Below are 24,065 nucleotides of genomic sequence, written 5' to 3'. Positions count from 1 at the left end.
GCTCCCTCCGCAATCCCCCGCTCCGGATCGTGCCGGAGGTTACAGGCGCGCGGGCGCCGATATCCTGCCGCGCGCCGGGAACGACCGGCCGGCGCGGCGAAAATCGTCGGCGTGCGGAGGAAAACAGGAGGCTCTCATGGCAGACAAGGACGCGCTCGTCGTCGATCTCGCGCATCTCACCCGCGGCGACGGCGCCCGGGTCGGCGGCAAGAATTCCTCGCTCGGCGAGATGATCGGCCGCCTCGCGCAAGCCGGGATCCGCGTGCCGGGCGGCTTCGCGACGACCTCCACCGCCTATTGGCTCTACATCCGCGAGAACGATCTCGACGGCGAGATCCGCGCCGCCATCGGCTCGCTCGCCGAGGACCAGAGCAATCTCGCGCAGGTCGGCCGGCGCGTGCGCGAGGCCATTCTGAGCGGCGAGGTCCCCGCCGTGCTCGCCGACGAGATCCGCCGCTTCTACGCCGATCTCTCGCGCGGGGGCCACCCGATCAAGGTCGCCGTGCGCTCCTCCGCCACCGCCGAGGACCTGCCCGAGGCGAGCTTTGCGGGTCAGCTCGAGACCTTCCTCAACATCGAGGGCGACGAGGCTTTGATGGAGGCGGTGCGCCGCTGCTACGCCTCGCTGTTCACCGACCGCGCGATCTCCTACCGGGAGGTGCACGGCTTCGATCACCTCCAGGTCGCGCTCTCGGTCGGCGTCCAGCGCATGGTCCGCTCCGACATCGCCGCGTCCGGCGTCATGTTCTCGATCGACACCGAGACCGGCTACCCCGACGTCGTCCTCATCACGAGCGCCTACGGGCTGGGCGAAACCGTGGTGCAGGGCATCGTCGAGCCCGACGAATACCAGGTCTACAAGCCCTTCCTCGACCGCGAGGGCCTCGTGCCCATCATCGAGAAGGCGCGCGGCGCCAAGGCGGTGAAGATGGTGCTCGCACGCGCCGGCACCGACGGCGCGCCGACGGTGACGATCGAGACGAGCGAGGCGGAGCGCGCCGCCTTCACGCTCGCCGACGAGGAGGTGCTGACGCTCGGGCGCTGGGCGGCGATCATCGAGAAGCACTACGGCCAGCCCATGGACATGGAATGGGCCAAGGACGGGGAGACGGGCGAGCTCTTCATCGTCCAGGCCCGCCCCGAGACCGTTCAATCCCGCCGCGAGGCCGGCGCGCTGAAATCCTACGCGCTCGGCGCGCATGGCGCGCGCGTCCTCACCGGTCTCGCCATCGGCGACGCGATCGCGACCGGCAAGGTCTGTCTGCTCGAGAGCGCGGAGGACATCGCGAAGTTCGAGCCCGGCTCGGTCCTCGTCACCACCATGACGGACCCGGATTGGGTGCCGATCATGAAGAAGGCCGCCGCCATCGTCACCGATCACGGCGGGCGCACGAGCCATGCCGCGATCGTCTCGCGCGAGCTCGGCCTGCCGGCCATCGTCGGCACGCAGGACGCGACGAAGCGGCTCGCCTCTGGCGCCGCCGTCACGGTCTCCTGCGCGGAGGGCGACGAGGGGCACGTCTACGAGGGCATCGCCGAGTTCTCGGTCGAGGAGCTCGACCTCGCCGACCTGCCGGCGACGCGCACCAAGATCATGGTCAACCTCGCCGATCCCGCCGCGGCTCTGCGCTGGTGGCGGCTTCCGACGGACGGGGTCGGGCTCGCCCGGATGGAGTTCGTCATCTCGAACCACATCAAGGTGCACCCGATGGCGCTCGTGCGCTTCGACGCGGTGGCCGACGAGAAGGCGCGCGCGCAGATCGAGGCGCTGACGCGGGGCTTTCCGAGCCGGGAGGAGTTCTTCGTCGACACCCTCGCGCGCGGCATCGCCCGCATCGCCGCGCCGCATTTCCCCAATCCCGTCGTCCTGCGCATGAGCGACTTCAAGACGAACGAATATGCCGAGCTCCTCGGCGGGCGGGGCTTCGAGCCCGCGGAAGAGAACCCGATGCTCGGCTGGCGCGGCGCGAGCCGCTATTACCACCCCGATTATCGCGAGGGCTTCGCGCTCGAATGCCGGGCGGTGAAGCGGGCGCGCGAGGAGATCGGCATGACGAACGTCGTCATGATGATCCCCTTCTGCCGCACGCCCGAGGAGGCCGACGCCGTCCTCGCCGAGATGGCCCGTCACGGTCTCGTCCGCGGCGAGAACGGGCTCGAAGTCTACGTGATGGCGGAGCTGCCCTCGAACGTCCGCCTCGCCCACCGCTTCGCCGAGCGCTTCGACGGCTTCTCGATCGGCTCGAACGACCTGACCCAGCTGATGCTCGGCGTCGACCGCGATTCGGACCGGCTCTCGAAGATCTTCGACGAGCGCCACGAGGCGGTGAAGCTCACCATCGCCGACCTCATCGCCAAGGCCCGCGAGAGCGGCACCCATACCGGCATTTGCGGCCAGGCCCCGAGCGACCACCCGGATTTCGCGCGCTTCCTCGTGCAGGAGGGAATCGACTCGATCTCGGTGACGCCGGACACCTTCGTGCGCGTGAAGAAGGAAGTCGCGGCCGCGGAGGCCGAGCATCCCTCCCCGTAGGGGAGGGTGGACTTGCGAGGCGCAGCCGAGAAAGGCCGGGTGGGGCCCGGGTCGAGAATATCCTTCAACCCTCGGGGCACACCCAACCCCTTCGCTCCGCTCAGGGGCCACCCTCCCCCCGGGGAGGGATGTCGAGCGCCCATCCCTCCCCGTAGGGGAGGGTGGACTTGCGAGGCGAAGCCGAGAAAGGCCGGGTGGGGCCCGGGTCGAGAATATCCTCCGAACCACGGGCCCCACCCGACCCCGTCGCTCCGCTCAGGGGCCACCCTCCCCTACGGGGAGGAAGGTCGAGCGCCCATCCCTCCCCGTAGGGGAGGGTGGACTTGCGAGGCGTGAGCCGAGAAAGGCCGGGTGGGGCCCGGGTGGAGATCATCCTCAAACCTCGGGCCCCACCCGACCCCTTCGCTCCGCTCAGGGGCCACCCTCCCCTACGGGGAGGGATTCCTTCGGGAGGAATTCCCCGCCCCTTACCCGACGAGCCCCCTCCCCCGATGCTCGCGCACCACGACGCGCGTGCCGATGGGGGTGCGGCGGTAGAGGTCGATGATGTCCTGGTTGAGGAGCCGAATGCAGCCCGAGGAGACCGCCTGACCGATCGACCAGGGCTCGTTCGTGCCGTGCAGGCGGTAGAGCGTGTCGCGGCCGTTGCGATAGAGGTAGAGCGCGCGGGCGCCGAGCGGATTCTCCAGGCCGCCGGGCATGCCGCCGGCCCAGGGCGCGTTGCGCTCGGGATCGCGGCGGATCATGTTCTGGGTCGGCGTCCAGCGCGGCCAGGCCGCCTTGCGCGCGACGATGGCCGTGCCGGTGAAGGCGAGGCCCTCCTGGCCGACGCCGATGCCGTAGCGCACCGCCCGCCCGCCCTCGAGCGACAGGTAGAGGAAGCGGTCGTCCGTATCGACCGTGATCGTGCCCTCGGGCTCGCCGGTCGGATCGCTCACCACCCGCCGCCAGAATTGCGGCTCGACGATCGAGGGGTCGATCGCCGGCAGCGGGAATTCCTCGCCGGGCAGCGCGGCATACATCTCGAGAATGTCCGCCGGAATGGGCGGGGCGAGCGACGGCGCCTCGGCCGCCCGGCGGGCGACCGGGGTGCAGGCGCCGAGAAGAAGGCCCGCGCCGACGAGAACGGCACGGCGCGTCAGGGTCTCGGGGAAGCTCACTTGGAAAATCTCCACGCAATCGGGCTTTGAACGGATAACGGCCCAGGCCGCTTCCGGACAGCCACCTCACGTGAATATGACCGGACGGGGGCGCGCGTTCCCGGCTGCGTGAGCATCCGTGCGCTTGTTGCTGCGGCGCAACAGCGGCGGCGGCCGAATCCGCGCCACCTCAGCGGGCACCCTGCTCAACCGCGCGCCACCGCCTTCTTGCGCCGCGCCTCGTCATTGGCCGCCCGCTCGGCGGCCTGCGGGGTGGCGAAGACGCGGCCCTCGAGCCGCGCGAAGCGGTCGCGGCTCGCGAAGAAGCGGTATCCGCCGCGCTCGGCGACGACGAGCCCCGCGGATTCGTCGCCCACCTCGATGACGTAGCTCTGCGTCATGGCCTCCGACCCGTCCCCCGGCTCCCCGTGCACCGGACGCTCGAAGCAATCTCCGGGCCGCCGCGGCGTCGCCGGCACGGCATCCGGATCGGTACGTATGTCGCGGGCATGGACTCTCCCCCGGTCGTCCCGGCCAGAATCGTCGCGCATGCCGTCACCGGCAAGAAAAGGGTCTGTCGAATTCGCGCCGCACGGTGGGAGATTTCTCTCCGCCGCGGGCCTCGCCCGAAGCCGCGCTCAGGCGGCCGATCGCGTCGAGATAGGGCGCGCGGCGCTCGGCGTGGCGGCGCGCGAGGCGTGCCGCGATGCCCGCCCCGAGCGCGGGATCGCGCGCGGAGAGCCGGGCCTGGTCGAGGCGCGCGCGGTGCTCCGCGTCGAGATTGCGCAGGGTCTCCTCCAGCATCGCCAGAAGCGGGCCGGGCCGGTGCCCTCGCACGCCGGGCGCGCGCGCCTCGTCTGCGGCGAGGGCGCACGAACGGGCCCGCGTCGGTGCGGCAGCGAGATCTGTCATGGAGGTAGAACCCCTCGATGCTCTTGTCGAATCGGTTGCGCTTCTCCTCCGCCGGACGATCTGGCGCGATCGCCGACAGATGCATCGCAGACGCTTCTAGCAGTTCGCCGGGATCGCGGTAACGAACTAGGTTAATCGCACCCGCAAAAACGAGAGGCGCGCCCGGGCAGAGGCGCTGGGACACTCAAATTCTATTTCGTATTCCGAAGTATGCGAATGAATTTCATTTCCGCTCGGCGACGCCGTTCGCGGGAACCGCCTCGGCTTCGTCGAGCGGAATGTGGCGCCTCGCCAGCGCGGGGAAGGCGATCTGCTGGCCGATGCCGCGGGCGAGGAGGAAGACCAGAAAGGCGATCCACAGCCCCGTATTGCCGAGCCCCTGCGCGGCGAGGAGGACGACGAGATAGGCGGCGAAGGCGGCGAGCATCAGGTTGCGCAGAGCCCGCGTCCAGGTCGCGCCGATATAGATCCCGTCATGGGCGAAGGCGAGCGCGCCCGCGAGCGGGGTGAGCGCCGCGAAGACGATGTAGAGGCGCGCGGTCTCGCGCACCCCCGGATCGGTCGAGACGAAGTCGACGAAGGCCGTGCCGCCGACGAGGAAGGCGAGGCTGATGCCCGCTCCGAAGACGTGCGCCCACAGGATCGCGAGGCCCGCCGCCCGGCGGAAGTCCCGCGCCCGCCGCGCGCCGTAGGCCTGACCGCAGATCGCCTCGGCGGCGGTGGCGAAGCCGTCGAGGAAATAGCCGCCGAGCAGGAACATGTTGAGGAGGACGGCATTGGCCGCGAGCGTCTCGTCCCCCACCCGCGCGCCCATGGCGTTGAAGAGGAGGAAGGCCGCCCCGAGCGCCACGGTCCGCAGCATGATGTCGCCGTTCACGGCCGTCATCCGCGCGAGCGCCGGCCGGTCGAGGAGCGCCGCGCGCGAGACCCTGAACGGGTTGTCGCCGAGCCGCAGCACCACCGCGAGGCCGAGCCCGAGCCCGACAACCTCCGCGAGCGCGGTGCCGAGCGCGGCCCCGCCCACGCCCATCTCGAGACCGACGACGAAGGCGATCGTGAGCGCGATGTTCAGGACGTTCTGCACGACCTGGACGAGAAAGCCGAGATCGGTCCGCCCCCGTCCCGTCAGCGTCCCGAGAAGCGCGTAATTGGCGAGCGTCACCGGCGCGACCCAGATGCGGATCGCGAAATATTCGGCGAGCGCCGCGTTCACGGCGTCGGAGGCGCCGAGCGCCGCGAAGGCCGCCCAGGCGATCGGCCCCTGCAGGACGACGAGGACGAGGCCGATCGCGGTGCCGACGAGGAGCGCGCGCGCGAGCGTCTCGGACACGGCCTTCGCGTCCCGCGCGCCCACCGCCTGCGCGGTGATCCCGGCGGTGCCCATGCGCAAAGCACCGAAGGTCCAGAAGATCGTGTTGAACACGACGGCGCCGAGCGCCACCGCGCCGAGCAGCGCCGCGTCTCCCAGGCGCCCGATCACGGTCGCGTCGACGAGGCCGAGCAGCGGCACCGTGATGTGCGAGAGCATCATCGGCACCGCGATCGCGAACATGCGGCGGTGGGAGACCTCCGGCGGCGTCGCGGCGGGCGCCACCGCGCTCAACGGCGCGCCCCGAACAGCCGCGACAGGAGCCAGAGCGGCACCACCAGCACCGCGCCGTAGAGGAGCCAGCGCAGGAGCGTGTGCACGGCGTCGAAGCCCGCGTCCCAGAGGCCCTGCGCGAGCGCCACCGCGCGCGCGATCAGCGTCTCGGGGGTGAGCCCGAGCAGCGACATGAAGGCGCCCACGAGGAGCGAGAGGAATACGAGCTTGACGATCGTCGCGGCCGGCGAGCCGCCCAAGATCCGCGACATGCGGGGCTCCTTCGCGGCGCCGCCGTGCATCCGCGGGAGAATCGCGCGAAAGCGGCCGGCGCTGTGGCTCCGTTCATGGCAAGCACGCGCCCGGATGGCAAGCGCGCACGTCGCCCTCAGCGGCCCCCGTCGCCCGGCAGGTCGAGCGTCGCGGAGAGGCCGCCGAGCGGGCTGTCGCCGAGGACGAGGGTGCCGCGATAGAGGGCGGCGAGATCGGCGACGATCGAGAGGCCGAGGCCGGAGCCGGGCTTCGTCTCGTCGAGGCGGCGGCCGCGCTCGATCATCGCCGCGCGCTGCTCGGCGGGGACGCCCGGCCCGTCGTCCTCGACGCGGATCAGGACGCGCGGGCGCTCGGCGTCGCCCGCCGCCTGCGCCGTGACGCGCACGCAGCCCGTCGCCCATTTGGCCGCGTTGTCGAGGAGGTTGCCGAGCATCTCCTCGAGATCCTGCTTCTCGCCGCGGAAGCGCAGCTCGTCGGGCACCTCGAGCGCGAGATCGAGGCCGCGCCCGGCATGGATCTTGGCGAAGGCGCGCATCAGCGAGGCGGCGACGGGCTCGATCTCGGTCATGGTGCCGAGCGTGCCGACCTGCGCGGCCGCGCGCGCGCGGTCGAGATAATAGGTGATCTGCCGGCTCATCGTCTCGGCCTCGGCGCGCACGGTGTCGGCGAGGGGGCCGGGATGGGAGCGCGCCTCGTTCATGACGACGGAGAGCGGCGTCTTGAGCGCGTGCGCGAGATTGCCGACCTGGGTGCGCGCCCGCTCGAGGATGTCGCGGTTCGAGCCGATCAGGAGGTTGATCTCGCCCGCGAGCGGCGCGACGTCGTGGGGATAGTCGCCCGCGATCCGGTCCGCCTCGCCGCGGCGGATCGCGACGACGCCGGCGCGCAGGCGGGCGAGCGGACGCAGGCCGAAGCGGATCTGCAGGAGGGTCGAGAGCCCCAGCGCCAGGCCGAGCGCGGCGAAGGTGATCGCGAGCGCGATGGTGAAGCGGCGCGTGTCGTCGGCGATCTCGTCGGCGGGGGCCGCGACGAGCACGGCGAAGCGCTCGCCCTCGGCGGTGAAGCCGCGCTCGAGCGCGCGCAGGCGCGTGCCGTCGGGCCCTTCGACATAGCCGGTGCGCACCTCGCCGGGCTCCGCACCCGGTCCCGCGAGCCAGGGCAGCGCGGCTCCGACGAGGGAGCGCGAGGTGACGAGGTCGCGCAATGCGGCCTCGGGCGTCCCGATCTGCCAGTACCAGCCGGAGAACGGCAATTCGAAGAGCGGATCGCCCCCCGCGAGCGTGGTGCGCCCGGTCGCGACCTGGCTGCCGAGCGTCGTCGCGTGGACGAGGAGGCGCTGGTCGAAGCCGCGCTCGGTCGAATCGCGATAGAGCGCGACGAGGGTGGCGCCGGCGACGAGGAGGATCAGGAAGGACCAGAACAGAGCCGAGGCGGCGAGCCGCACCGCGATCGAGCGGGAGGCGAGCGGCCCGCGCGCCCGCGGCGGCGCCTCGGACGCAGCCTCGCGCGGCGCCTCGCGCGGCGGGGCCGGAGCCGGGGCCGGCTTCGCCTCGCCGCTCACGGCGCCTCGATCAGATAGCCGAGGCCGCGCATGGTCTTGATGACGTCCACGCCGAGCTTCTTGCGCAGCCGCCCGACGAAGACCTCGATCGTGTTCGAATCGCGATCGAAATCCTGGTCGTAGAGATGCTCTGTGAGCTCGGCGCGCGAGACGATGCGGCCCTTGTGGTGGATGAGATAGGCGAGAAGCCGGTATTCGTGGCTCGTCAGCTTCACCGGCACGCCCTCGACGAGGACGCGGCCCGAGCGCGTGTCGAGCGTCACGGGTCCGACCGCGATCTCGGCGCTGGCGTGGCCCGCCGCCCGGCGCAGGAGCGCGCGCACCCGCGCCATCAGCTCCTCGACGTGGAAGGGCTTCGTCACGTAGTCGTCCGCGCCCGCGTCGAAGCCCTGCACCTTGTCGCTCCAGCGGTCGCGCGCGGTGAGGATGAGGACGGGCATCACGCGCCCGGCCCGGCGCCAGGCGGAGAGCACGGAGACCCCGTCGGTCTTCGGCAGGCCGAGATCGAGGATCACGCAATCGTAGGGCTCGGTCTCGCCGAGGAACTGGCCCTCCTCGCCGTCGAAGGCCTTGTCGACGACGTAGCCGGAATCCTCGAGCGCGGCGACGATCTGGCGGTTGAGCGAGGCATCGTCCTCGACGACGAGCAGGCGCACGTTGATCCCCTCCCCCGTTCAGCGCGCGGAGACCACCTGTCCCGAGCGCGCGTCGACCACGACGGTCACGAAGCTCCCGTCGCGGGTCAGCGCCGCGATCCGGTAGACGTAGGAGCCCGGCGCGCCGCAGAGATCGACCTGCGTCGCCTGGCCGCCGGGCACGGCCGCCTCCGCCGCGCGCATCGCGGCGTGCGCCGGCACCACCGCGCCCGAGGCCACCACCTCCCGCGTCTCCCCCGGCGACAGGCAGGCCTGCGCGACCGCGCTCGCGGACCCGAGCGGGAGGCCCGAGAGAAGCGCGAGAATCGCGAGCGCGGGGAGAAGGGCGAGATGGCGTGCCATGAGGCCGTTCATGCCGCAGATCGACTGAATGCGCAATGAATGGCGGGCCCGCGGGCGGCGATCTAGGGGCTCGCGGGACCATCCGCTTCGGCGATGCGCGTTTCGTGCAACGCGAGGTCCGGCCCGAGCACGACGAGATCGGCGCGGCCGCCCTCCACGATCCGCCCGCGGCCCTCTCCCAGGCCGGCGAGGCGCGCGGGCGTGGCGGTCGCCATGGCGAGCGCGTCGGCGAGGCTCGCGCCCATCATCGCGACGGCGTTGCGCACGGCCTCGTCCATGCCGAGATGCGCGCCCGCGAGCGTCCCGTCCGGCCCGGTGAGCCGGCCGCCCTCGAGGCGGATCGGCCGCCCCTGGAGCACGAACCCGCCCGAAGCCGAGCCGACCGAGGGCATGGCGTCGCTGACGAGCGCGAGGCGCCTTGCGCCCATAGTGCGGTAGGCGAGCCGCAGATTGGCCGGATGGACGTGCAGCCCGTCGCAGATGATGCCGGCGGACAGGCGCGGATCGTCGAGGACGGCGCCCACCAGCCCGGGCTCGCGGGGGCCGATCTGAGACATCGCGTTGAACAGGTGGGTCGCGCCGACCGCCCCCTCCGCGACCGCGCGCGCGACGCAGTCCGCATCCGCCTCGGTGTGGCCGAGGAAGACGCGCACGCCGCTTCTCGCGAAGCGCGCGATCGTGCCGGGGGCGACGCGCTCGGGCGCGAGGGTGAGGATCGTCGGCGCGATCGCGGCGAGGCGGGCGAGGCGCGCGAAATCCGCCTCTCCGGGCGGCCGCAGCACCTCGGCGCGGTGGATACCGCGGCGGGCGGGCGCGAAGAAGGGACCCTCGACGTGAAAGCCGGCGATGCCGGGCACGCGGGCGATCTCCGGTGCGGCGTCGACGAGGCGATCGAGCACCGCCTCCTCGTCGCTGATCAGGGTCGCGAGGAGCGCGGTCGTGCCGTGGCCGCGATGGGCTTCGGCGATGGCCTGCGCGCCGCGCGCCGTCGGCGCGTCGTTGAGGAGGACGCCGCCACCGCCATTGACCTGGAGATCGACGAAGCCCGGCGCGAGCACGCTCCCCTCGGGCAGGCGCGTGCAGGGCGCCGGGCCTTCGATGCCGGCCTCCCCGATCGCGACGATGCGCCCGCCCTCGACGAGCACGGTCGCGTTCGTGCGCAGCGCCTCGCCGTCGAAGAGGCGCGGTGCCGCAAGGGCATAGGCGGGCATGGACGGCTCCGGGCCTGCGACGATCCGAGAGCGGTGCGACGTCCACTCACGCGACGAGCATAGGACCAGACCGCGCGGCGCGGCAAGCGCGGGGCGGCGTCAGCGCTCGGGCATGAGGCAGGGGTCGAGGCGCGCGTCGGCGAGGCCCGGCACCGCGGGCGGGATCGAGCCGGTGATCAGCGGCGACGCCTGTTGCGGCCCCGCGAGGCGGGCGAGAGCGTCCCGGTCGAAATGCTGCGAGAGCGAGGCCGCGGCGAGATAGCTGATCACGCCCACCGCCAGGACGATCTTGAGCGTCCTCCAAAGGATCGCCGATCCCGATCCGATCATTCCGAAATCCCCCGTCCGTCTCGTTTGCGCGCATTTTCGGCGCGCAGCGTTAAGAGGGGGTTGCCGGAACCGGACGACGATAGGAATTTGCGCCGAGGCGCAGCGGCTTATCGGTCGGGACGCGCAAGCGCGGGCACGCCGACGCGGGCCTCGAGGAGCGACGCGAAACCGCCGGCGAGCCGGTCGACGAGGCTTTCGCGCGGATCGAGCACGATGACGGGCGGACCGGAGGTGCCGCGGCGCGCGCGCAGACGATCGGCGAGCGCCTGGAAGCGCGCGCTGTCCTCTGACGAGGCGCAACGGGGGATCTGCAGGACGATGGCGGCCGGCGTCGGAATGAGCGCGAGCACCTCGTCCGCCGCTTCGAGCGACGTGGTGACGCTCGCATAGCCATTCTCGGCGAGTTCGACGGAGAGGCCGGAATCGGTCGCGCGCTCGCCGTCGTCCACGATCACGATGCGTCTGAGGGAAGTCATCGCTCTCTTTGTCCCACGGCTCCGAAGGTGGCGAGCCGTCTCATCAACGCACATTCCGGGCGCCTGTTCCACAGCAGAATACCGACTTGTGCAGAGATTTTTCGCAGCGCACAATGCTCGGCCGTCGCTGCGCGATCGTCGACGCGCCGCCCTCCGATCTCAGGACACGGCGATCATGAGCCCGGCGAAACGCTCGGCCACGTAACCGGTCGAGCGCGAGGGCGGGCATCTCGGCTCCCCTCCCGCGCGATCGACGAGGCGCGTGCGCGCCGCCGGTCCCTCGACCATGATCCGCCCGGCCTCGTCGCAGCGCAGCGAGAGGAGACCCGCTCCGGTCGGCGCCGGCTCGAGCGGGAAGCTGACGCGGCTCGGATCGATGCGCGAAGCCGCGAGCAGCGCCCATTCGCCGAGGGAGAGCACGTCGATCACCGGCCGATCGAGCGCGACCCGCCGCTTGAACCGCGTCGGCGCCTGATGGACGAGGACGATACCGGTCACGCAGGACGGCAGCCGCGCCGCCGCCAGCCGCTCCTCCAGGAAAGCCGGCGCGACGAGCCGCACCGGGCGCTCCCGCGCGAGGCTCGCCGCGAGCGCGGGGCCGTCGAACAGGCCGTGCGCCTCGTAGGCGACGCTGGCGGCGAGCGCGGCGAAGGGGCCGGTGACGAGACCGGCGAGATCGTCGGGCGCGACGAGGCTGAGGATGCGCTCGTCGGGCGCGATCCGGGCGACCGAGAGGAAATGGGCGGTCGCCGCGAGCCAGGAGGCGCCGGGGCGGAACACGGCCCGCAGAGGCCCCTCGCCGCGCGCGAGCGTGACGATGCCGGAGTCGATCTCCACGCCGCCGCCGCTCTCGGGCAGGGCGGGCGCGTCCTCCGCGCCCTCCTCGGCACGGGCGCGCAGGCGTGCCTGGTCGTCGGCGACGAGCACGCGGTCGAGCTCGATCACGCCGTCCGGAATTCCGGGGCCGAAGGCGAGGACGAAACGCAGGCCGAAATAGGCCATGGCGATGTCGCGGGCCGCCTCGGCGGGCCGCAGGTCGCCGATCATGGCCTGGGTGACGATCGCGACGGCCTGCGTCGCCTCGACCGCCCGCGCGGTCTCGGCCGGCCCCGTGGCGGCGGGGATCATCGCCGGGACGAGGCCCGCCCGCTCGAGCGCGAGGATCGTCAGGCAGATCTCGGCGCCGCCCGGCAGCATCACCGCGACGCAGGCGCCGCGCGGCAGGTCGAGCCCGGCGAAGAAGGCGGCGAGCCGGGCCACCATCGGCTCGGCGGCGCGCAGGCTCCAAGCGATGCGCGGGCGCCCGCTCCAGGCCTCGCGGCCCTCCTGGTCGAGGAGCGCGAGCGCGCCCGGCTGACGCGCGAGCGCCGCCTCGAACAGGCGCGAGAGCCCGCCGCGCGCGCCCTCGCGCTCCGCGGCGCCGCGCGCCTCCTCCTGAGCCGCCACAGCGCTCATGCCCCCTCCCCGCTCGCCATCGCGACGTTCCCCGCGCCGATCATGCGCCCTCAGCGTGATTCGCGCCACCACAACTCGGTCGGAATGCCGAGCAACGGCTCCGCCTCGGGACGCCGCAGCGACGCGTCGTAGGCGATCCAGATCGCCGGCTGCACGTAGAGCGGGACGACGTAGAAGCCCGACAGGAGGAGCCTGTCGAGCGCGCGGACCGCCGCGGCGAAATCCTCGCGGGTCGTCGCGGCGAGCATCGTCTGGATCATCGCGTCGATCGCGGGCTCGCGCGCGCCCGAATAATTCAGCGAGCCTTCGCGCTCGGCGGCGACGCTCGACCAGCGGTTCACCTGCTCGTTGCCCGGCGAGGGCGAGACCCGCCAGGACCACTGGATCATGTCGAAATCGAACGAGGCGAGCCGGCGCCAATATTGCGCGTCGTCGACGAGGCGGATCGACATCTGGATGCCGATGCGCTGCAGCGCCTGCGCGTAATTGAGCGCGATCCGCTCCTGCTGGCGGGAGACGGCGAGGAACTCGAAGGCGAGCGGCTGGCCGGTGGCGACCGAGCGCATCACGTTGCCGTCGAGCCGATAGCCCGCTTCGCCGAGGAGCTCGACCGCCTGCCGGATCAGCACCCGGTCGCGGCCCGAGCCGTCGCTCACGGGCGGATGCCAGGTGCCCTCGAGGATGTCCGGACGCACCGCCTGCGCGAAGGGCGCGAGGAGCGCGCGTTCGGCCTCGTCGGCCGGCACCCCGCGGGCGGAGAGGTCGGCACCGTCGAAATAGCTGCCGGCACGGGCGAACAGCCCGAACAGGAGGTTGGCGTTCACCCATTCGAAGTCGAACAGGAGACCGAGCGCCTCGCGCACGCGCACGTCCGCGAACATCTCCCGGCGCGTGTTGAAGACGAAGCCCGTCATCCCGTTGGGGCGCCGGATCTCGACCTCCTCGCGCACGATTCGTCCGTCCTGGATGGCGGGGAAGTCGTAGCCCGTCGCCCAGCGCGTCGGGTCGCCCTCCTCGCGCCAATCGTAGACGCCCGTCTTGAAGGCTTCGAACATCGTGTTGGCGTCGCGGAAGAACTCGTAGCGGATCTCGTCGAAATTGAAGAGGTTGCGCCGCACGGGCAGGTCCTCGCCCCAATAATCGTCCCTGCGCACCACGCTCACGCGCTCGCCCGGCGCGATCGTGCCGAAGCGGTAGGGCCCCGAGCCGATCATCGGGCGCAGCGTCGTGCGGTCGAAGGTCTCGGGATCGATCGTGTGGGTCGCGAAGATCGGGGCGGTGGCGACGAGGAGCGGCAATTCGCGATCGCCGCTGTCGTCGAAGACGAAGCGGATCGTGTGGTCGTCGGGCGTCTCGATCTCGACGATGCGCGCGAAATTGGTGCGGTGGAACGGCTTGCCGTGCCGGCGCAGGAGCTCGACGGAGGCGCGCACGTGCTCGGAGGTGAGCGGCACGCCGTCCGAGAAGCGCGCGCGCGGGTCGAGCCGGAACGTCGCCTGCGAGCGGTCCTCGGGCATCTCGACCGAGCGCGCGACGAGGCCGTAGACGGTGAAGGGCTCGTCGAGCGAGCGCGTCATCAGGCTCTCGAGCACGAATCGGGGGGCGAGATCTGGCGCGACGCCGAGCACGACGAAGGGATTGAGGCTGTCGTAGGTGCCCTGCAGCGCGAGCACCTTACGCCCGCCGCGCCGCGCGTTCGGATCGGCATAGGGGAATCGCTCGAAATCGGCGGGCAGAGCGGGCTCGCCGTGCATGGCGATGCCGTGGGCGGGCGCGATCTCGCCGGCGGCGAGCGGCGAGAGGGCGGCGAGGAACGCGGACGCGAGCAGGGCCGCGCCTGCGGCGAGCGCGGCGAGAGCGTGCGGCGCACGGGTTCCGGCGCGGGGGTCGGCAGAGTGGGGCACGGCTCGGGTCCCTCGTTCTTCTCGTGGCGTCGGCCGCGACCTCCGCGAATCGGAGCGTCGCGCGGCCTCTCGACGATCGCTCTTATAGCGACTGGAAACCGCGCGCGCGAGCGGCTACAAGAGCGCGGCGCGTGCCATGCCTTCGCCGTTATCGGCGTGGATGCACGGGCCGGGGGCGGAACCGCCGCGCCCGCGAAGTCGACCAGGAAATCCCCAGCGGATTGCAAGAGGACCTCAAGGATGTCGTTTTCGGCACGAATCGCGCGTAAGCGGACGTCGATCGGGCGCTCCACCGCTCTCGCTTTGGCCGCCGTCGCGCTCGGGCCGCTCGCGGCGCTCGCGCAGACGGCGCCCGTACCCGAGGGAGCCGGCCCGGCCGTGATCCCCGTCGTCCCCGAGCCGTCGCAGACCGGCTGGACCAAGCTGTGCGGCGACGATCCCGAGACGAATGCGCGCATCTGCTACACGACGCGCGATTTCGTGTCGGAGCAGGGCCAGCCGGTGCTGGCGGTCGCGATCTACGACATCGACGCGCCCGAGGGTCAGGAGGACCAGATCGTCGCGCGCTTCCTGATGCCGCTCGGCCTCCTGCTGCAGCCCGGCATCCGTTTCGCCGCCGACCAGAACCGGCCGACCAACGGCGCCTTCGCGGTCTGCTTCCCCAATGGCTGCTTCGCCGAGGCGCAGGTCACGACCGAGGTCGTCAACCAGATGAAGGCCGGCGCGACGCTCAACGTCAGCGTCCAGAACCAGATGGCGCAGGTCGTGACCTTCGCGGTTCCGCTGGAAGGCTTCACCGCCGGCTGGGAAGGCGACCCGATCGACCCGGCCGAGCTCGAAGCCCAGCAGCGCCGCCTGCAGGAAGAGCTCCAGCGCCGCTCCGAGGAACTGCGCCAGCGCCTCGAGCAGCAGACCGGCGACGCGCCTCCGCAATAAGGCTGGCGACGAGGGGGCGCTCGGTCGCGAGCGCCCTCTCGCGCTGCGCATCCGTCGAAATGCCCGAGGGCTGTCATCCCGGACGCCGAAGGCGATCCGGGACCCATAGCCACGACATGTCGGTCGCAGCCTATAGGCTGCGTTTCTCCGACGAATGTGCGGTTCGGCAGCAGCGCGAGCGCGGCATGCGCGCTCGGACGATCGTCGAGGATATGGGTCCCGGGTCCGCTTCGCGGCCCGGGATGACACCGTCGAGCCGATCGCTCACCCCTCCCCCCTCCCCCTCAATTCGCCGCGACCGTCTTCGCGCGGTAGGTGCCGTCCTCGGCGCGCTCGAAGAGCGTAGGCACCATCGGGTGGCGCAGGGGGGCGTCGGAGGTGTCCGGCACGAGGTTCTGCTCGGAGACGTAGGCGACGTATTCCGTCTCCGCGTTCTCGGCGAGCAGGTGGTAGAAGGGCTGGTCCTTGCGCGGGCGGGCGTGCTCGGGGATCGCGAGCCACCATTCCTCGGTGTTCGCGAAGACCGGGTCGACGTCGAAGATGATTCCGCGGAACGGATAGAGGCGGTGCCGCACCACCTGACCGATACCGAATTTCGCCTCGCGAAGCGCCATGTCGTCCTCCGAGCCGAGAGATAGGGTGCCGAGCGTGGCTTGCAAAGTGCGCGCGGGCCGCCGCCCGTTCGGACGCGAATTGCTTTTGCGCGCGCGAGAGGCCGGTGCTAGAGCCTCCCCATGAGCGTAACTCGACCTCCCCGCGGCGCAGGCCGGCCCACCTCCTCGCGCAAGACCGCGCGCCAGAGGATTCGCTCGGCCGCCGCCGAAGCCAAGCTTTCGGACGGCAAGGCCGCCGACGGCAAGCGGGAGGGGCGCCCGCGCGCGAAGCCCTCCGCCGGCCCCGGCATAGGGCAGGCCAAAGGCCCCCCGCGTCCCCCCTCCCAAAAGCGCGTCCAGAAGGACGCCACCACGCAGACGCTCGCGACCGGCATCCAGACCCTCGTCGTCACCCAGGACGAGGCGGACATGCGCGTCGATCGCTTCCTGACCGCCCGCTTCCCCCGCCTCGCCTTCAGCCACGTCCAGCGCATCGTGCGCACGGGTCAGCTGCGCGTCGACGGCAAGCGCGTGAAGCCGAACGATCGTCTGCCGGTCGGCGCCTCCGTGCGCGTGCCGCCGCTCGAGCTCGACGTCGAGCGCCCGCGCTCGAGCGCGCGCAACGAGGGCGATCTCGAATTCCTCAAGTCGATCACGCTCTACGAGGACAAGGACGTCCTCGTGCTCGACAAGCCCGCCGGCCTCGCCTCGCAAGGCGGATCGGGCACGACGCGCCATGTCGACGGCCTGCTCGAGGCGATGCGCGACGAGAAGGGCGAGAAGCCCCGCCTCGTCCACCGGCTCGACAAGGAGACGGCTGGCTGCCTCGTCGTGGCGAAATCGCGCTTCGCCGCGAGCGTGCTCTCGAAGAGCTTCCGCTCGCGCGCCACGCGGAAGGTGTATTGGGCGATCGTGGCGGGCGTGCCGCGCACCCGGCAGGGGCGCGTGTCGTCCTACATCGCCAAGGAGATGCTGCCCGACGGCGACAGCCGCATGCGCGTCGCCAAGCACGGCGACGAGGGCGCCGAGCACGCGCTCACCTATTACGCCGTCGTCGAGCAATCCGCCCAGAAGCTCGCCTGGCTCTCGCTCAAGCCGGTGACCGGGCGCACGCACCAGCTGCGCGTCCACACCGCCCATATCGGCCACCCGATCATCGGCGACGCCAAATATTTCAACGTCGAGAACTGGGAGCTGCCCGGCGGCATCCAGAACCGGCTCCACCTGCTCGCGCGGCGCATCGTCGTCCCGCATCCGCGCACCGGCAAGCCGATCGACGTCACCGCCCCCCTGCCGCCGCACATGCGCCAGACCTTCAACCTCCTCGGTCTCGACACGGACGCCTACGATCCGATCGTCGAGGCACCCGAGGAATGAGTTGAGCGTTCAACCCGGGCCCACGCGCCCACACGAGGACGAAGACACATGTTCACGCTCGAGATCGACGGCCGCGCCATCGCCGTCACGGACGCCTCCGAGAAGGACGCCAAGGACCTGCTCGAGAGCATCGCCGAGGAGCTGATCGACCTCGAGAGCGAGGGCGGGATGATCTGGGACGGCACGAGCCCCCTCACCATCCGCCGCGCCACCGACGAGGAGGTCGCCGCCTTCGACGAGGCGGAGATGGACGAGGAGGACGAGGAGGACGACGAGGATCCGGTCGTCGTCTTCCTGATCGACATCGACGGCCTCGAGGAGGACGACGAGGACGAGGACTGACACGCACGATCCGCCCGCGATCCGCTCGGGCCCGCCGCGCGTAAGCCCTCCGCCATGTCGGAAGGGAATTTTATGCGCGCGGCACTGGTGACCGGGGGGGCGAAGCGGATCGGGCGGGCGCTCGTCGAGCGGCTCGCGCGCGAGGGGTTCGCGGTGGCGATCCACTGCAACGCCTCGCGCACGGACGCCGAGGGGCTCGCGGACGCGATCGAGCGCGAGGGCGGGCGCGCTGGCGTCGTCGTCGGCGATCTCGCCGACGGGGGCGCGGTCGGCGGCCTTCTCCGTGCCGCCTCGGAGCGATTGGGCCAACCGATCGATCTCCTCGTCAACAATGCGAGCGTGTTCGAGCCCGACGGCATCGCCGATCTCGACCGCACCGCCTTCGAGCGCACGCTCGCGATCAATCTCACCGCGCCGCTCGTGCTCGCGCGCGATCTCGCCGCCGGACTGCCCGAAGACGCCGAGGGCCTCGTCGTCAACATCCTCGATCAGCGGGTGTGGAAGGAGACGCCGGCGTTCTTCTCCTACCAGATCTCCAAATCCGCGCTCTTCACGGCGACGCGCACCATGGCGCAGGCGCTCGCCCCGCGCGTGCGCGTCTGCGCCATCGGCCCCGGCCCGACTTTGGTGGGCCCCCGCCAGCACCCCGAGGATTTCGCGCGCCAGAGCGCGAGCGTGCCCCTGCGCCACGGCGGAACGCCCGACGAGATCGCCGACGCGCTCCTCTATCTGATCGGCGCGCGCAGCGTCACCGGCCAGATGATCGCGGTCGACGGCGGCCAGCACCTCGCCTGGGAGACCCCCGACGTCACGCAGAGCGGAGAGTAGGCCGGCGGCGAGGCGGCAAGCGGCGAAGAGAGCCGTTGCGCTCGCGCGCCCGCATCCCCATTCTCCGCCGCGGACGCCCGCGCGGGCGTCGGCGTTCGATGAAGGGAAGAAGGTATGCGAGAGAACCGCCTGTTCGACGAGATGTCCCGCCTGTTCTCCGAGGCCGCCGGGGCCGCAGGCGGCGTGCGCCGCGAGGTCGAAGCCATCGTCCGCGCCCAATTCGAGCGCCTGATCAAGGACATGGACGTCGTCTCTCGCGAGGAGCACGAAGCCGTCCGCGAAATGGCCATCGCCGCCCGCGACGACGCCGAAAAGCTCGCCGCGCGCGTGGACGCGCTGGAGAAGCGGGTGGCGGCGATGGAGGGGAAGAAGGGGTGAGGCACACGCGCCGAGGCGCTCGAGCGGGGCGTCGATGTCGGGCACGGCAGCGTCTGCGGCTCAGCGCCTAAGGCGCGCCTGATGCCCGAGACCAGGCGGCAAGTCGCCGCCGCAACAGCTTGCTACGCAAGCGTCTTCCCGTGCTGGGTCCCCTTCCCCTGCGCGCCTTCGGCGCTCCGGCCGGGGATGACACCCTTGAAGCCCTCTACGTGCCATACCTAGCCGGAGCACGCGTAGCGTGCGCAGGGGAAGGGGACCCAGCACAGGAAGACGCGTGCGGAGCACGCTCCCGATGCCGCCGACCAGGCGGCTCGTCGCGGCAAGCGCGTCTGACTTGACGACGCGCTCCCCTCACCCCCCCACCCGCACCCAATCCAAACACCCCGCCGGCAGCGGCCCTCCCGTCACGAGCAACGCGCCGTGGCGGTAGAGGGTGGCGAGGCGGGTCGTCTCGCTCGTGGCGATCGTCCAGACGGCGCCGGTCGGGTGGCGGTCGAGGAGGTGGGCGTCGGCGGCGGCGATCGCGGCGAGGACGCCCGCATCGTCGAGCCCGGCGCGGAATATCACGATCCGCGCGTCGGAGACCGCGTCGCGCGGGGGCAGCGCGGCGATCGCGCCCGAGATGCCGACCCCGAGCGCGAGGACGAGCGCGGCGCCGCCGGACGCCCGCGCGTCGCGCCAGGGGCCGGAGCGGCGCGCGAGGAGGAAGGCGAGGCCGAGCGGCACGAGGCCGAAGAGCGCTAGCCAGCCGAGATCCCACGCGAGCGGGTTCTCCACGTCCATGCGGATGCGGTGGATCTGCAGCGTCCAATGGAAGACGACCGCGTCGACGACGTCCCACAAGCCGAAGCCGGCGAGGAGCCCGATCGCGAGCCCGCGGCCGGAGCCGGGCAGGCCGAGCGCGCGACGGCGGCGCCACAGCATCGCGAGGCCGACGAGCGCGACGCCGTACATGCCGGCGTGGAAGAGCCCGTCGGCGAGGATCTGGACGCGGATGTCGCGGAAGGTCGCGCCCTCGAGCGCGCTCAAGAGATGGTGCCATTGCAGGATCTGGTGGAGCAGGATCCCGTCGAAGAAGCCGCCGAGCGCAAAGCCGATCACCCCGCCGGCGGTCCCGATCGACCAGGCCGCGCGCGAATCCCCCGTCTGCCGTGCCTGTGCCATCGATCGCCCTCCCGCGCCCGGCGAACGGCGGGGCGGAGCCGAGGTTCCCCCGCGCGACGCGGGCGCCTCTGGCAAAAGGGTGCGATCTCGCTTATGTGAGCGGCGCCCGTCGCGCGCTCTCGAGAGCGCGCGCGGCGGCTCGTGCTTCGCCGCGCCGCATGCGGCTTCCGGGACCCCGCTCCATGAATGCTTCCGCCCCGAAGATCTCCTTCGTTTCGCTCGGCTGCCCGAAGGCGCTCGTCGATTCGGAGCGGATCATCACGCAATTGCGCGCGCAGGGCTATGCGCTCACCCGCGAGCACGAGGGCGCGGATCTCGTCATCGTCAATACCTGCGGCTTCCTCGACAGCGCCAAGGCGGAATCGCTCGAGGCGATCGGCGAGGCGATGGCGGAGAACGGGCGCGTCATCGTCACGGGCTGCATGGGCGCCGAGCCCGAGCAGATCCGGGACAAGTTCCCCAATGTCCTCGCGATCACCGGCCCGCAAGCCTACGAGAGCGTCGTCTCCGCGGTGAACGAGGCGGCGCCGCCCGCGCACGATCCCTTCGTCGATCTCGTGCCGCCGCAGGGCATCAAGCTCACGCCGCGGCACTATGCCTATCTGAAGATCTCGGAAGGCTGCAACAATCGCTGCTCGTTCTGCATCATCCCCAAGCTGCGCGGCGATCTCGTCTCGCGGCCGGCGGGCGAGGTCCTGCGCGAGGCGGAGAAGCTCGTGAAGGCGGGCGTGCGCGAGCTCCTCGTGATCTCGCAGGACACCTCGGCCTACGGCGTCGACGTCAAATACGCGCCCTCGCAATGGCGCGACCAGGAGGTGCGCACGCGCTTCCTCGATCTGTCCCGCGCGCTCGGCTCGCTCGGAGTCTGGGTGCGGCTGCACTACGTCTATCCCTATCCGCATGTCGACGAGATCATCCCGCTGATGAGCGAAGGGGTGGTGCTGCCTTATCTCGACATCCCATTCCAGCACGCCTCGCCGAAGGTCCTGCGCGCCATGCGCCGGCCCGGCAACGTCGAGAAGACGCTCGATCGCATCAAGGATTGGAAGCGCGTCTGCCCCGATCTCGGCATCCGCTCGACCTTCATCGTCGGCTTCCCCGGCGAGACCGAGGCCGATTTCGAGCTCCTGCTCGATTGGCTCGACGAGGCCGAGCTCACCCGCGTCGGCTGCTTCCGCTACGAGCCCGTCGCCGGCGCCCCCGCCAATGCGATCGAGGGCGCGGTGCCGGACGAGGTCAAGGAGGAGCGCTGGCATCGCTTCATGGCCAAGCAAGCCGAGATCTCCGAGCGCGTGATGGCGCGGCGCGTCGGGCGCACGATCCCGGTGATGATCGACGAGGTCGGCCCCACCGTCTCGGTCGGCCGCTCGCAATGGGACGCGCCGGAGATCGACGGGAACGTGTTCGTGCGCACCCGCGCGAAGAGCATCGCGCCCGGCGACGTCGTCGAGGTCGCGATCGAGCGCGCCGACGCCTACGACCTGCACGGGGTTCTCGCCAAGAGCCGGCGCGTCGCCGCCGAGTGAGCCGCGCGGGGCACGCGCGTGCGTCTCGCGCGTGCATCTCGACCTGCGCGGGATTTCGCGCTTAATCTCCGGCCGCCCGCCCGAATGGCGAGCGGGCGAGACCGAGGCGACCGACCCGCATGCACCAGATCCTCGTCACGAATGCCCGCCTGCCGGACGGCACCGGCCCCGTCTCGATCGCCGTGCGCGAGGGGCGGATCGTCGAGATCGCGCCGCAGATCGCGGGCGCGGCCGAGCGGACGATCGACGCGGGCGGCCGGCTCGTGGCGCCGCCCTTCGTCGATCCGCATTTCCACATGGACGCGACGCTCTCGCTCGGCATGCCCCGCCTCAACCGCTCGGGCACGCTGCTCGAGGGGATCGCGCTCTGGGGCGAGCTGAAGCCGCACCTCACCGAGGAGGCGGTGATGGAGCGGGCGCTGCGTTATTGCGACATGGCGGTCGCGCGCGGGCTCCTCGCGATCCGCACCCATGTCGACGTCTGCGACGAGCGCCTCGTCGCCGTGCGCGCGCTCCTCGAGGTGAGGAAGCGCGTCGCGCCCTATATCGACCTCCAGCTCGTCGCCTTCCCGCAGGACGGCCTCTATCGGCACAAGCGCGGCGAGGCGGGGCTGATCGAGGCGCTCGATCTCGGGGTCGACGTCGTCGGCGCGATCCCGCATTTCGAGCGCACGATGGAGGACGGCGCGGCATCCCTCGCCCGCATCTGCGCCATCGCCGCCGAGCGCGGGCTGATGGTCGACGTGCATTGCGACGAGACCGACGACCCGCTCTCGCGCCATATCGAGACGCTTGCCGCGCAGACGATCCGCCACGGCCTCGAGGGGCGGGTGGCCGGCTCGCACCTGACCTCGATGCACTCGATGGACAATTACTACGTCTCGAAGCTGATCCCGCTGATCGCCGAGGCGCGGCTGCACGCGATCCCCAATCCGCTCATCAACATCACGCTCCAGGGCCGCGCCGATACCTATCCGCGTCGGCGCGGGCTCACCCGCATCCCCGAGCTGCGCGCGGCGGGTATCAACGTCGCGCTCGGCCAGGACTGCACGATGGACCCCTGGTACCCGCTCGGCTCCGCCGACATGCTCGACGTCGCCCACATGGCGATCCACGCCGTGCCGATGACCTCGCGCGAGGCGATGCGCTTCGCCTTCGACGCGGTGACCGTGAACGGCGCGCGCGCGATGGGCCTGCCGGACCCGACGCTGCGGGTCGGGGGCCCGGCGCGCTTCGTCGTGCTCGACGCGCGCGATCCGATCGAGGCGATCCGCCTGCGCGCGAACCGCCTCGCGGTGGTGCACGACGGGCGGGTGATCGCGCAGGAGGCGCCCCGCACCATCGCGCTCGACCTCCCCGGCCGCCCGCAGACGATCGTTCTGTCGGATTACGCGCCCGCGGCGGAGGATCGTCCACAAGAAGGCCCGGCTCTCGCTTGACACGGCCGCGCGGGTGGCCTCCGTCTTGCGTGGCGGGGTCTGCCGCTGCGTCATGCGCGGCAGCCTTCCGTACCGTGCCTTTCGAAGAGGTCGCCCAGTCATGAGCATCCGCCCGACCCGCCGCCACGTCCTCGTCGGCGCCGCCGCCACCCTCGTTCTGCCGGCGATGTTCCGGTCCGCGCGCGCCGACACGCCCGTCCGGGTCGCCGGCATCCACGCCTCGCCCGTCGAGAACGCCTGGAACTCGCGCATTCACGAGGCGATGCGCCAGGCGGCTGCCGACGGGCTGATCGAGTACACCTTCTCCGAGGGCGTCTCCGCGACCGATTACCCGCGCGTGATGCGCGAATTCGCCGAATCGGGCGTCGACCTCGTCTGGGGCGAGAGCTATGCGGTGGAGCGCGAGGCGCGCCGCGTCGCGGCCGATTATCCGGACGTCGCCTTCCTGATGGGCTCCTCCGGCGGGCCGGAAGGCGAGAATTTCGGCGTGTTCGGCACGCAGAACCACGAATCCGCCTATCTCGCGGGCATGCTCGCCGGGCGGATGTCGCAGACGGGCGTGTTCGGCTCGGTCGGCGGCTACCCGATCCCGGAGGTGAACCTCCTCATCAACGCCTATCGCGCCGGCGTGCGCGAGGTGCGGCCCGACGCGCGCTTCCTGAACGGCTTCATCGGCGCCTGGTTCGACCCGGCCCGCGCCAAGGAGGCCGGCATCGCGCAGATCGACGCGGGCGCCGACATCCTGTTCGGCGAGCGCATCGGCACGGCGGATGCGGCGCAGGAGCGCGGCGTCAAGGCGATCGGCTCGCTCCTCGACTACACCCCGCGCTATCCGGAAACGGTCTTCGCCAACGCGGTGTGGAACTACCGCCCGACGATCGACGCGATCGTCGCCGACATCCGTGCCGGCAACCCGGTCGGGCGAGATTACAGCGAGTTCTCCCTGATGCGGCACGGCGGCAACGAGCTCGTCTTCGATGCCGGCCAGGTGCCGGAGGACGCGCTGCCGGCGATGGAGGCGCGCCGCGCCGAGATCATGGCGGGCACCTTCGAGGTGCCGATCGTGACGACCGAGCCGGCCTGATCGGCGGCGCGCGGGCGGGGGACG

Annotated in this window: 24 protein-coding genes; 9 read left to right on the top strand and 15 right to left on the bottom strand. The window is 71.5% G+C overall.

Annotated features, from left to right (window positions below; translation table 11 throughout):
* Positions 1-136: 136 nt before the first annotated feature.
* The gene (gene ppsA / locus ACK4UM_RS05955) at positions 137-2,533 is read left to right on the top strand and encodes a phosphoenolpyruvate synthase (RefSeq protein ID WP_409796820.1); all 2,397 of its coding nucleotides are present in this window, start codon (positions 137-139) and stop codon (positions 2,531-2,533) included.
* A gap of 467 nt (positions 2,534-3,000) precedes the next feature.
* On the opposite strand, the gene ACK4UM_RS05950 is transcribed toward ppsA, so the two are convergent.
* The 13 genes from ACK4UM_RS05950 to ACK4UM_RS05890 all read right to left on the bottom strand — a co-directional run bounded on the left by ACK4UM_RS05950 (position 3,001) and on the right by ACK4UM_RS05890 (position 14,374).
* On the bottom strand, positions 3,001-3,693 hold the full coding sequence (locus tag ACK4UM_RS05950) for a L,D-transpeptidase (protein WP_409796819.1): 693 nt from the start codon (positions 3,691-3,693) through the stop codon (positions 3,001-3,003).
* Positions 3,694-3,878: 185 nt separating this feature from the next.
* Positions 3,879-4,073 (bottom strand): hypothetical protein, encoded by a 195-nt coding sequence (locus tag ACK4UM_RS05945; protein ID WP_409796817.1) that lies wholly within the window; start codon positions 4,071-4,073, stop codon positions 3,879-3,881.
* Between the two features lie 154 nt (positions 4,074-4,227).
* Positions 4,228-4,584, bottom strand: coding sequence for a hypothetical protein (locus ACK4UM_RS05940; RefSeq protein WP_409796815.1), 357 nt, complete (start codon positions 4,582-4,584; stop codon positions 4,228-4,230).
* 223 nt (positions 4,585-4,807) lie between these two features.
* Positions 4,808-6,178 (bottom strand): MATE family efflux transporter, encoded by a 1,371-nt coding sequence (locus tag ACK4UM_RS05935; RefSeq protein ID WP_409796894.1) that lies wholly within the window; start codon positions 6,176-6,178, stop codon positions 4,808-4,810.
* Positions 6,179-6,183: 5 nt separating this feature from the next.
* Positions 6,184-6,438, bottom strand: coding sequence for a DUF6460 domain-containing protein (locus ACK4UM_RS05930; protein WP_409796813.1), 255 nt, complete (start codon positions 6,436-6,438; stop codon positions 6,184-6,186).
* 116 nt (positions 6,439-6,554) lie between these two features.
* The gene (locus ACK4UM_RS05925) at positions 6,555-8,000 is read right to left on the bottom strand and encodes an ATP-binding protein (RefSeq protein ID WP_409796811.1); all 1,446 of its coding nucleotides are present in this window, start codon (positions 7,998-8,000) and stop codon (positions 6,555-6,557) included.
* On the bottom strand, positions 7,997-8,656 hold the full coding sequence (locus ACK4UM_RS05920; RefSeq protein WP_409796809.1) for a response regulator transcription factor: 660 nt from the start codon (positions 8,654-8,656) through the stop codon (positions 7,997-7,999). The genes ACK4UM_RS05925 and ACK4UM_RS05920 overlap by 4 nt, the downstream gene beginning before the upstream one ends.
* 18 nt (positions 8,657-8,674) lie before the next feature.
* The gene (locus ACK4UM_RS05915) at positions 8,675-9,010 is read right to left on the bottom strand and encodes a PepSY domain-containing protein (RefSeq protein WP_409796807.1); all 336 of its coding nucleotides are present in this window, start codon (positions 9,008-9,010) and stop codon (positions 8,675-8,677) included.
* Between the two features lie 50 nt (positions 9,011-9,060).
* On the bottom strand, positions 9,061-10,209 hold the full coding sequence (nagA, locus tag ACK4UM_RS05910; protein WP_409796805.1) for an N-acetylglucosamine-6-phosphate deacetylase: 1,149 nt from the start codon (positions 10,207-10,209) through the stop codon (positions 9,061-9,063).
* A gap of 99 nt (positions 10,210-10,308) precedes the next feature.
* Positions 10,309-10,539 (bottom strand): hypothetical protein, encoded by a 231-nt coding sequence (locus tag ACK4UM_RS05905; RefSeq protein WP_409796803.1) that lies wholly within the window; start codon positions 10,537-10,539, stop codon positions 10,309-10,311.
* Positions 10,540-10,646: 107 nt separating this feature from the next.
* Complete coding sequence (locus ACK4UM_RS05900; protein ID WP_409796801.1) at positions 10,647-11,015, bottom strand: hypothetical protein; 369 nt, start codon at positions 11,013-11,015, stop codon at positions 10,647-10,649.
* Between the two features lie 159 nt (positions 11,016-11,174).
* Complete coding sequence (locus tag ACK4UM_RS05895; protein ID WP_409796799.1) at positions 11,175-12,470, bottom strand: AMP-binding protein; 1,296 nt, start codon at positions 12,468-12,470, stop codon at positions 11,175-11,177.
* A 50-nt stretch (positions 12,471-12,520) separates the two neighbouring features.
* Positions 12,521-14,374, bottom strand: coding sequence for an extracellular solute-binding protein (locus tag ACK4UM_RS05890; RefSeq protein WP_409796797.1), 1,854 nt, complete (start codon positions 14,372-14,374; stop codon positions 12,521-12,523).
* A gap of 240 nt (positions 14,375-14,614) precedes the next feature.
* Here ACK4UM_RS05890 and ACK4UM_RS05885 point away from each other — a divergent pair, with 240 nt between their 5' ends.
* Positions 14,615-15,310 carry an invasion associated locus B family protein gene (locus tag ACK4UM_RS05885; RefSeq protein ID WP_409796796.1) on the top strand — a complete coding sequence of 232 codons (696 nt, stop codon included), beginning with the start codon at positions 14,615-14,617 and terminating at the stop codon, positions 15,308-15,310.
* 284 nt (positions 15,311-15,594) lie between these two features.
* Here the strand turns inward: ACK4UM_RS05885 and hspQ are convergent, their stop codons facing one another.
* On the bottom strand, positions 15,595-15,924 hold the full coding sequence (gene hspQ / locus ACK4UM_RS05880) for a heat shock protein HspQ (RefSeq protein ID WP_409796794.1): 330 nt from the start codon (positions 15,922-15,924) through the stop codon (positions 15,595-15,597).
* Positions 15,925-16,044: 120 nt separating this feature from the next.
* Here hspQ and ACK4UM_RS05875 point away from each other — a divergent pair, with 120 nt between their 5' ends.
* From ACK4UM_RS05875 to ACK4UM_RS05860, 4 genes are all read left to right on the top strand, one after another.
* On the top strand, positions 16,045-17,280 hold the full coding sequence (locus ACK4UM_RS05875) for an RluA family pseudouridine synthase (RefSeq protein WP_409796792.1): 1,236 nt from the start codon (positions 16,045-16,047) through the stop codon (positions 17,278-17,280).
* A 48-nt stretch (positions 17,281-17,328) separates the two neighbouring features.
* Positions 17,329-17,622 carry a hypothetical protein gene (locus ACK4UM_RS05870; protein WP_409796790.1) on the top strand — a complete coding sequence of 98 codons (294 nt, stop codon included), beginning with the start codon at positions 17,329-17,331 and terminating at the stop codon, positions 17,620-17,622.
* A 72-nt stretch (positions 17,623-17,694) separates the two neighbouring features.
* Positions 17,695-18,450: an SDR family oxidoreductase gene (locus ACK4UM_RS05865; protein ID WP_409796788.1), complete on the top strand. Its 756-nt coding sequence runs from the start codon at positions 17,695-17,697 to the stop codon at positions 18,448-18,450.
* 114 nt (positions 18,451-18,564) lie between these two features.
* Positions 18,565-18,828, top strand: a complete 264-nt coding sequence (locus ACK4UM_RS05860; RefSeq protein ID WP_409796787.1) for an accessory factor UbiK family protein — start codon at positions 18,565-18,567, stop codon at positions 18,826-18,828.
* Positions 18,829-19,179: 351 nt separating this feature from the next.
* Here ACK4UM_RS05860 and ACK4UM_RS05855 read toward each other — a convergent pair whose 3' ends face one another.
* Positions 19,180-19,992: a DUF2243 domain-containing protein gene (locus ACK4UM_RS05855; protein WP_409796785.1), complete on the bottom strand. Its 813-nt coding sequence runs from the start codon at positions 19,990-19,992 to the stop codon at positions 19,180-19,182.
* Positions 19,993-20,174: 182 nt separating this feature from the next.
* On the opposite strand from ACK4UM_RS05855, the gene rimO reads away from it, so the two are divergent.
* The 3 genes from rimO to ACK4UM_RS05840 all read left to right on the top strand — a co-directional run bounded on the left by rimO (position 20,175) and on the right by ACK4UM_RS05840 (position 24,041).
* On the top strand, positions 20,175-21,518 hold the full coding sequence (gene rimO / locus ACK4UM_RS05850; RefSeq protein WP_409796783.1) for a 30S ribosomal protein S12 methylthiotransferase RimO: 1,344 nt from the start codon (positions 20,175-20,177) through the stop codon (positions 21,516-21,518).
* Positions 21,519-21,637: 119 nt separating this feature from the next.
* A complete protein-coding gene (locus ACK4UM_RS05845) occupies positions 21,638-22,957 on the top strand; it encodes an amidohydrolase family protein (protein WP_409796781.1) in 1,320 nt (439 codons plus the stop codon).
* A gap of 100 nt (positions 22,958-23,057) precedes the next feature.
* The gene (locus ACK4UM_RS05840; RefSeq protein ID WP_409796779.1) at positions 23,058-24,041 is read left to right on the top strand and encodes a BMP family protein; all 984 of its coding nucleotides are present in this window, start codon (positions 23,058-23,060) and stop codon (positions 24,039-24,041) included.
* Positions 24,042-24,065 lie beyond the last annotated feature (24 nt).

It is taken from the genome of Salinarimonas sp., assembly GCF_046292825.1.
Lineage (GTDB): Bacteria > Pseudomonadota > Alphaproteobacteria > Rhizobiales > Beijerinckiaceae > Salinarimonas.
This window is presented reverse-complemented; position numbering and strand designations above follow the sequence as displayed.